This window comes from Bradyrhizobium sp., assembly GCF_019244115.1.
GTDB lineage: Bacteria > Pseudomonadota > Alphaproteobacteria > Rhizobiales > Xanthobacteraceae > Bradyrhizobium.
On record NZ_JAFATE010000414.1, the window covers coordinates 1 to 8,523 of the forward strand.

Annotated in this window: 7 protein-coding genes; 4 read left to right on the top strand and 3 right to left on the bottom strand. The window is 65.1% G+C overall.

The genetic code is table 11. From position 1 onward, the window contains the following. From JOZ76_RS18185 to JOZ76_RS18200, 4 genes are all read left to right on the top strand, one after another. Positions 1-2,119: xanthine dehydrogenase family protein molybdopterin-binding subunit (locus JOZ76_RS18185; RefSeq protein WP_291700404.1), on the top strand; the 2,119-nt coding region annotated here is incomplete at its 5' end. A 208-nt stretch (positions 2,120-2,327) separates the two neighbouring features. Further along, entirely contained in the window at positions 2,328-2,948 is a 621-nt protein-coding gene (locus JOZ76_RS18190) for a LemA family protein (RefSeq protein WP_291700406.1), read from the top strand. Between the two features lie 194 nt (positions 2,949-3,142). Further along, positions 3,143-4,048 (top strand): TPM domain-containing protein, encoded by a 906-nt coding sequence (locus JOZ76_RS18195; RefSeq protein ID WP_291700408.1) that lies wholly within the window; start codon positions 3,143-3,145, stop codon positions 4,046-4,048. Between the two features lie 15 nt (positions 4,049-4,063). Continuing rightward, complete coding sequence (locus JOZ76_RS18200) at positions 4,064-4,561, top strand: TPM domain-containing protein (RefSeq protein WP_291700410.1); 498 nt, start codon at positions 4,064-4,066, stop codon at positions 4,559-4,561. Between the two features lie 56 nt (positions 4,562-4,617). On the opposite strand, the gene JOZ76_RS18205 is transcribed toward JOZ76_RS18200, so the two are convergent. Genes JOZ76_RS18205 through JOZ76_RS18215 form a run of 3 tightly spaced genes read right to left on the bottom strand, consistent with a single transcriptional unit; the run spans position 4,618 to position 8,362 of the window. After that, positions 4,618-6,819, bottom strand: coding sequence for a xanthine dehydrogenase family protein molybdopterin-binding subunit (locus tag JOZ76_RS18205; protein WP_291700412.1), 2,202 nt, complete (start codon positions 6,817-6,819; stop codon positions 4,618-4,620). 5 nt (positions 6,820-6,824) lie between these two features. Then, on the bottom strand, positions 6,825-7,841 hold the full coding sequence (locus JOZ76_RS18210) for an FAD binding domain-containing protein (protein WP_291700415.1): 1,017 nt from the start codon (positions 7,839-7,841) through the stop codon (positions 6,825-6,827). Then, positions 7,838-8,362, bottom strand: coding sequence for a (2Fe-2S)-binding protein (locus JOZ76_RS18215; RefSeq protein WP_291700417.1), 525 nt, complete (start codon positions 8,360-8,362; stop codon positions 7,838-7,840). The genes JOZ76_RS18210 and JOZ76_RS18215 overlap by 4 nt, the downstream gene beginning before the upstream one ends. Between the last annotated feature and the right edge of the window lie 161 nt (positions 8,363-8,523).

Consider the following 8,523-nt stretch of genomic DNA (forward strand, 5'->3'; position numbering starts at 1 on the left):
GGCCGTCTTCACCGGCGCTGACCTCGTCCGCGACGATGTCGGCGCCATTCCGACGCTTGCGATTTTCAAGCGGCCGGACGGCAAGCCGATGACGGTGCCGCCGCGCCGGCTGCTGGCGCATGAGGTGGTGCGCTTTACCGGCGAGCCGGTCGCAGCCGTTGTTGCGTCCTCTCGCTTGATCGCGCAGAACGCAGCGGAGGCGGTCGCGGTCGAGTATGCAGTCTTGCCTGCGGTGGTCGATCCGATCGAGGCGACCAGACCGGGCGCGCCGGCGGTCTGGCCCGATGCGCCTGATAACATCGTGGCGGCGATGAGCTATGGCGATGCGGCCAAGGTCGACGAGGCGTTCGCGTCTGCTGCGCACAAGGTGTCGCTGGATCTGGTCAGCCAGCGCCTGGCGCCCTCGGCGATGGAGCCGCGCGCGACGATCGCGGAAATCGAGAAGAAGACCGGGCGGCTGCTGCTGCATGTGCAGTCGCAGACGCCGGGCTCGACACGCGACCTGCTCGCCGAATCCATCTTGAAGCGGCCGAAGGAGAGCGTGCGCGTGCTGGTCGGCGATATCGGCGGCGGCTTTGGCCAGAAGACCAGCCTTTATCCGGAGGACGGCCTTGTCGTCTATGCGGCGGTGAAGCTGAACAGGAAAATCCGCTGGCGCGGCGACCGCACCGACGAATTTTTGGGCGGCACGCACGGCCGCGATCTCACCTCGACCGCCGAATTTGCGCTCAACGAGAAGGGCCGCGTGCTGGCCTATCGCGTGCGCTCGGTCGGCGCTACCGGCGCCTACATATCGGGCACCGGCAACATCATCCCGCTGGTGCTCGGCCCGTTCGTGCAGACCGGCGTCTACGACCTGCCGCTGGTGCATTTCGAGGTCAAGACCGTGATGACCCACACGGCTCCGGTCGGCGCCTATCGCGGCGCGGGACGGCCGGAAGCGGTGTTCATCGTCGAGCGGCTGTTCGATGCCGCCGCGCGCCAGATCGGGATGGACCCGCGCACGATCCGCAAGGCGAATTACATCAAGCCCGCGCAATTGCCTTACACCAATGCCACCGGCCAGGTGTACGACTCCGGCGCTTTCGCGCACATGCTGGAGCGCGCGACCAAGCTCGCCGACTGGGACGGTTTTGGCGCGCGCAAGCGCGAGGCGAAGAAGCGGGGCATGCTCTATGGCCGCGGGCTGACCAGCTACATCGAATGGACCGGCGGGCGCGCGCACAATGAAAAAGTCTCGCTGCATGCGACGGCCGAGGGCCGCGTGATCCTGCATTCCGGCACCATGGCGATGGGGCAGGGGCTGCAGACCACCTACACCCAGATGATCTCCGACTCCCTGGGCGTTCCGATGGACCGGATCGACGTCGTGCAGGGCGACACCGATCTCGCGCTCGGTTTCGGCAGCGTCGGCTCACGCTCGCTGTTCGTCGGCGGCACCGCGGTTGCGGTGTCGTCCAGCGATCTGATCAACAAGGCGCGCGAGAAGGCGTCGAACCTGCTGGAGGCATCAAGCGGCGACATCGAATATCAGGGCGGCTGGCTCACGGTGGTCGGCACCGACAGGCGCATCAGCCTGTTCGAGATCGCGGGGAAAGAGGACGGCGCAAAATTGTCGGTCGACAGCGAGGGCGAGGTGGACGGGCCGAGCTGGCCGAACGGCACCCATATCTGCGAGGTCGAGATCGATCCGGAGACCGGGATCAGCCGCGTCGTGCGCTACACCACGGTCGATGATGTCGGAGTTGCGGTCAATCCGATGCTGGTGACCGGGCAGGTTCATGGCGGCGTGGTGCAGGGCATCGGGCAGGCGCTCTATGAGGCCGTGGCCTATGACGGCGACGGACAATTGCTGACGGCAACCTATCAGGATTATTGCATCCCGCGCGCGTCGGACGTTCCGCCGATCAGCGTGACGCTGGACGATAGCGCGCCCTGTCGCACCAATCCGCTGGGCGCCAAGGGCTGCGGCGAATCCGGTGCGATCGGCGGCCCGCCCTGCGTCACCAATGGCGTGATGGATGCTTTGAGCGAGCTCGGCATCCGCCAGCTCAATACGCCGCTGACGCCGCAAAAGATCTGGCAGGCGATCTGCGATGGGAAAGCGGCGGCTGAATAAGTCCTCGGTCATTCCGGGGCGCCTCGCAGACGCGAAGAAATCTCAAGGTTCCGGTTCGATGCTTCGCATTGCCCCGGAATGAATCCGCTGGCGGTCAAGCCGACCTCGCAAGGCGTACTGGCTGCCCCGGGAATGCGATTTTCGCCGCTTACCTGACCGGACCATTCTGCTAGATACGTCAGGGAGCACCGTGACGGGAGTATTTTTCATGCGCCGATTTTTCACCGCGCTGGCGGCGGTCATGTCGTTGAGCCTCACCAATTGCGGCTACAACGCGATCCAGAGCAATGACGAGCAGGTCAAATCGAGCTGGTCGGAGGTCGTTAACCAATATCAGCGCCGCGCCGATCTGGTGCCGAATCTCGTCAATTCGGTAAAGGGCTTTGCCCAGCAGGAGAAGGACGTGCTGCTCGGGGTCACCAATGCACGCGCCAAGGTTGGCAGCATCCAGGCGACGCCGGAGGTGCTGAACGATCCCGCCGCGTTTCAGAAGTTCCAGCAGGCGCAGGGCGAATTGACCAACGCGCTATCGAGGCTGCTGGTGGTGACGGAAAACTATCCGCAACTGAAGTCGGACGCCTTGTTCCACGATCTGATGTCGCAGCTCGAAGGCACCGAGAACCGCATCACGGTGGCGCGCAATCGCTACATCAAGGCCGTGCAGGAGTACAATGTCGGCATCCGCACCTTCCCGAACAATCTGACTGCGCTGGCGTTCGGCTACAGGGAGAAGCCGAACTTCACCGTGGACAACGAGAAGGAAATCTCGACCGCGCCAAAGGTCGATTTCGGCCCGAGCCCGACGCCCGCGCCGCAGCCGGCGAAGTAGGCGGGGAACGAATCCAGACTCTGAAGAGATGAAGATGCACTGCCTCCACGGCGAAGCTGCGCTCCCTCTCCCCTTGCGGGGGAGGGCTGGGGAGGGGGGTACCACACGAACAGCTGAGTCTGTGGACCCCCATCCCCGACCCCTCCCCGCAAGGGGGAGTTGAGAGAGCGGCATCCAACGCGAGAATCGCTGCGATGAAGGCTTTGCGCTTCCTCATTCTCGCCTTGCTGATCGCCTGGGCCTCTCTCGCCCGTGCCGATGTCGCGATTCCACAGCTCACGGGGCGCGTGGTCGATCAGACCGGCACGCTCACGAGCGGCGATATCGCCGCGCTGACGCAGACGCTGAAGAATCTCGAGATGCGAAAAGGCAGCCAGGTCGCGGTGCTGATCGTGCCGACCACGCAGCCCGAGACCATCGAGCAGTTCTCGATTCGCGTGGCGGAGGCCTGGAAGATCGGCCGGCGAAAGATCGATGACGGCGCGCTGCTGGTGATTGCCAAGAACGACCGCAAGCTGCGCATCGAGGTCGGCTATGGGGTCGAGGGAGCGCTCACTGACGTGACCGCAAGGCGCATCATCGATGAGGTCATTACCCCGAGATTCCGCACTGGCGATTTCGCCGGCGGCATTGCGGCCGGTGTCAACCGGATCATCGCGGTCATCGACGGCGAGCCCCTGCCTGCGCCGCAACCGGAGGCATCTCAAGGCGGGGATCTCGATCTGGAGTCCATCGTTCAGTTCGCACCTTTCATCATCATCGGATCGATCATGGCCGGCGGCATGTTGCGTGCGCTGTTCGGTCGCCTGCTCGGCTCGGCGGCGACCGGCGGTCTCGTTGGCGTGGTGGCGTGGGCTTTCGCGGGATCGATGCTGGTCGCGTTGCTGCTGTTCGCCGTCGCCTTCGTCATCGCCTTTCTGAGCAATGGTTTTGCGACCGCCGGTCCGACCTATCGCGGCCGCTCCGGTGGATACGTCGGCGGCGGAGGCTGGGGTGGCGGTGGCGGCTGGAGCGGCGGCGGCAGTTCAGGCTCGAGCGGCGGCGGATTTTCCGGCGGCGGCGGCAGTTTTGGTGGGGGCGGCGCCTCCGGAAGCTGGTAAGGACGTGTTCGAGACATGGGCATCAGGCGGATCGGCAGGCATCTCCTCGAGCACCATTGGCGGGTGCGGCGGATCTTTGCGCCGCCGGTGCTGGTGCGGATCGAAGCTGCGATCAGGGCGGGCGAAGTCACCCATTCCGGACAAGTGCGCTTCGTCGTCGAGGGCGCGCTCGATGGTTTGCCGCTGTTTCGCGATCAGCACCCGCGCGAGCGCGCGCTCGATGTTTTCTCGCATTTGCGGATCTGGGATACGGCGCACAACAATGGCGTGCTGATCTATCTGTTGCTCGCCGACCGTGACGTCGAGATCGTCGCCGATCGCGGCATCGACGCTTACGTCGGCGCCGCCGGCTGGGAAAACATCTGCCGCGACATGGAAGCCGAATTCAGGAGCGGCCAGTTCGAGGCCGGCGTCGTCAGCGGCATCGCCGCGGTGTCGCGAGAGCTCGCGAAACATTTTCCGCCACAAACCCCGCAGCGCAACGAGCTGCCGGACAAGCCCGTGGTGATCTAGCGCCGCGAACGCGGTTCACCTGGCGACGACCGGGCCTGAGCCCCTCATGCTCTGATTCACCGGTCGAGCTTGTCCAGGGTAATGGGCAGATCGCGGACGCGCTTGCCGGTCGCGTGATAGACGGCATTGGCGATCGCCGCGGCGACGCCGACGATGCCGATCTCGCCGACACCCTTGATGCCGAGCGGATTGATCACGCTGTCCGGCTCGTCGACGAAAATCACCTTGATGTCGTGCACGTCGGCGTTCACCGGCACGTGGTATTCGGCGATGTTGGCATTCATGATGCGGCCGAAGGCGTGGTCGGTCAGGGCCTCCTCCTGCAATGCCATGCCGATGCCCCACACCACGCCGCCCATGATCTGGCTCGCGGCCGTCTTGGTGTTGATGATCCGCCCGGCGGCGACCGCGTTGACGATCCGCGTCACGCGGATGACGCCAAGCTCTTCATCCACCTTGACCTCGGCGAAGACGGCCGAGTGCGTGTTGTGCGCGTGCTTGTCATCTTCCTTGAAATCGGACGAGCGCTCCTTCTCGATGCGGTCGAGCTTGCCGTGCCGCATGACGTCCGCGACCGCCACCGCCCGGCTGCGGTCGTTCCGGGCCATGAGCATGCCATCCACCAGCGCCACATCGTCCAGCTTCAGACCTCCGAGGGGCGTGTTCGGCATGGTCTGCGCGAGGCCGAGCAGCTCCTTTCGGATGTCGGCTGCGGTATTGACGATTGCATGCGCGATCGAGGCGGCCGTCCACGATCCGCCTTCGACGGGGGCCTTGGGCAGGCTCGAATCGGCGAGCTTCACGGTCACGCTGTCGATCGGCAGGCCGAGCGTGTCGGCGGCGACCTGCGCCACGACAGTGTAGGTGCCGGTGCCGATGTCTGACGCGGCAGAGGAGACTTCCGCATGACCATTGGCCGTCAGCACGATGCGGCTGGCAAACTGGACCTGCAGCGCCTCCCAGACCCCGGTCGCCATGCCCATTCCCAACAGTTCGCTGCCGTCACGCATGGAGCGCGGCGCCGGGTTGCGCCGAGCCCAACCGAAGGCCTCGGCGCCCTGACGGTAGCATTCTTTCAACTGCTTGCTGGTGTAGGGCAGCCCCGCGCCCTGGTCCCGGTCCGAGTAGCAGCGCAGCCGCAATTCCATGGGATCGAGCTGCAGCGCGACCGCCAGTTCGTCCATGGCGCATTCCAGCGCATAGACGCCGCTTGCCGCCCCCGGCGCGCGCATGTCGCAGGGCGTGGCGACATCAAGCGACGCGAGCTTGTGCGTGTAGCGGGCATTCGCCGACGTGTAGAGCTGTTCGGCCCAGCCGGTATCGTTGCGCGAGAAATCCTCGTAACGCGACGTCATCGCGATCGCATCATAGGTGATCGCATCGAGCCCGCGGCCGTTTGCGGCGAGCGCAATTCGCTCGACGGTCGCAGGCCGATAGCCGAGCCCGTACATCTGGGCGCGGCTGAGCACGAGCCGCACCGGGCGCCTGAGATGGAGTGCACCGAGGGTCGCCAGCACCACCTCATATTGCGGGCGGAGGCCCGAGCCGAATGCGCCGCCAACGAAGGGCGATATCACGCGTACGTCCTCCGGCTTCAGTCCGAACACCCCGCAGACATAGCGCTGCACGTTCTGTACGCCCTGCGTTTTGTCGTAGATCGTGAGCTTGCCGTCGCCATTCCAGACCACAGTTGCGGCAAACAGCTCCATCGGATTGTGATACTCGGGCGGAATGAAGTAGTCCGCCTGGTGCCGCACCGTCGCTCCCTGCAGCGCCTTTAGCGCATCGCCGCGCGGTTTTTCAGGTTTGTCGACCGCATGTGCCGCGTCGATCCCCGCGTGCAGGTCGGTGGCGAAGGCCTGCTCCTCGTACTCGATGTCGACCAGCGTCGTCGCAAAGACGGCGGTCTCCCAGTCTTCGGCAAGCACCAGTGCGATCGGCTGATAGTTGAACCTGATCGCCTCGTCATAGAGCGGCCGGAATGGCGAGCCGCCTTCCGGCGCCACGTCGTCGTGATAGTCCTGATCGGTCGACCCCATTTCTGGCCTGACATCATGGGTCAGGACGTCGAGCACGCCTTCGACGGCACGCGCGCGGCCTATATCGATGCGTGCGATGCGCCCCTTGGAAATGGTGGAAGTCACGACGGCCGCGTAGGCGAGATTGGGCACGTTGAACTCGCCGGCATATCTGGCGGTGCCCGTGACCTTGGCGCGGCCGTCGACGCGGGAGGTGGAAGTGCCGATGGTGGCTGCCATGACGTTCACCGGATTTTCTTGACGGACTGAATCTGCGGCGTGGCATTCGCCGCCTGTGTGAGCGTGCGCAGGATTGCGCGCCGGCCGAGGCCGATCTTGAAGGCGTTGTGGGAATAGCCTCTCGCGCCCTTGAGCAGTATATCCGCTGCCTTCGCAAAGACGGTTCTGTCGGGCGCCTCGCCGCGCAACGCGGCCTCGGCATCGATCCTGCGCCACGGCTTGTGCGCGACGCCGCCAAGTGCGACGCGCGCCTCTCTGATGCGGCCGCTGTCGATCTCCAGCGCCGCGGCGACCGACACCAGCGCGAAGGCATAGGAGGCGCGGTCGCGGATTTTGAGATAGCTGTAGTTCTTGGCAAAGCCTTTGGACGGCAGCTCGATCGCGGTGACGATCTCGTCCGGTTCGAGCGTGGTGTCGATGTGCGGCGAGTGCTCCGGCAGCCGATGGAAATCCGCGAACGCGATGCTGCGCGCGCCCGCCGGGCCCGTGACATGCACGCGCGCATCGAGTGCCGCCAGCGCGACGCACATGTCGGAGGGATGGGTTGCGATGCAGGCGTCGCTGGTGCCGAGAATCGCGTTGATCCGGTTGATGCCCTTGATCGCGGCGCAGCCCGAGCCGGGCTCGCGCTTGTTGCAGGGCGTCGCGGTGTCGTAGAAATAGAAGCAGCGCGTCCGCTGCAGCAGGTTGCCGGCGGTGGAGGCCATGTTGCGGAGCTGCTGCGAGGCGCCGGCAAGGATCGCGCTCGCCAGCAGCGGATAGCGGTCGGCGATGAGCGGATGATAGGCGAGGTCGCTGTTCGGCACCAGCGCGCCGATGCGCACGCCGCCGTCCGGCGTTTCCTCAAGGGATTTGAGCGGCAGCTGCGTGATGTCGATCAGCCGTGCCGGCCGCGCGACGTCGTACTTCATGAGATCGACCAGGTTGGTGCCGCCGGCGATGAATTTCGCTGCCGGGTCGGCCGCGATCTGCCTGATGGCATCGGCGACGTCGGTCGCACGCGAATACTCAAAATTGTTCATGGCTCGCCTCCCATCCGCTCCATCACCTGCTGGATGGCGGAAACGATGTTGGGATAGGCACCGCAGCGGCAGATGTTGCCGCTCATCAACTCGCGGATCTCGTCTGCCGTCCTGGCCTTGCCCTCGGCGATCAGGCCCGCGGCCGAACAGATCTGTCCCGGTGTGCAGTAGCCGCATTGAAAAGCATCGTGATCGATGAACGCCTGCTGCAGCGGATGCAGCACATCGCCATCGGCGAGCCCCTCGATGGTGACGACATCGGCGCCGTCCTTCATGACGGCGAGCGTCAGGCACGCGTTGACGCGGCGTCCGTCGAGCAGGACCGTGCAGGCGCCGCACTGGCCATGATCGCAGCCCTTCTTGGTGCCGGTGAGATCGAGACGGTCGCGCAGCAGATCGAGCAGCGTCGTCCAGGGCGCAATTTCGACGGTGAGCCTCTGGCCGTTGACGGTGAGGGAGATGGAAAGTTTGGCGGGCTTCGATGTGGTCCGAGGCCCGGAACGGGCTGGGGATGGGCTCATGCAATCCCTCCGGAACGCAAGCGCAGTCCATGCGCGATGGGCTGCGGCAATGAGGCTGGAGGATAAGTCGCGGCCGGGATGATGGTTCAATCACGAAAATGCCGCCGCGAGCGGCGCTCACCCTCCGGGAGAGTCAACGAGTTCGGCGGATTTGCAGCCGA

Excerpts from the sequence above, each read along its gene's own strand:
- JOZ76_RS18190 (WP_291700406.1), top strand. The coding sequence starts at position 2,328 with ATGCGCCGATTTTTCACCGCGCTGGCGGCGGTCATGTCGTTGAGCCTC.
- JOZ76_RS18195 (WP_291700408.1), top strand. The coding sequence starts at position 3,143 with ATGAAGGCTTTGCGCTTCCTCATTCTCGCCTTGCTGATCGCCTGGGCC.
- JOZ76_RS18200 (WP_291700410.1), top strand. The coding sequence starts at position 4,064 with ATGGGCATCAGGCGGATCGGCAGGCATCTCCTCGAGCACCATTGGCGG.
- JOZ76_RS18205 (WP_291700412.1), bottom strand. The coding sequence starts at position 6,819 with ATGGCAGCCACCATCGGCACTTCCACCTCCCGCGTCGACGGCCGCGCC.
- JOZ76_RS18210 (WP_291700415.1), bottom strand. The coding sequence starts at position 7,841 with ATGAACAATTTTGAGTATTCGCGTGCGACCGACGTCGCCGATGCCATC.
- JOZ76_RS18215 (WP_291700417.1), bottom strand. The coding sequence starts at position 8,362 with ATGAGCCCATCCCCAGCCCGTTCCGGGCCTCGGACCACATCGAAGCCC.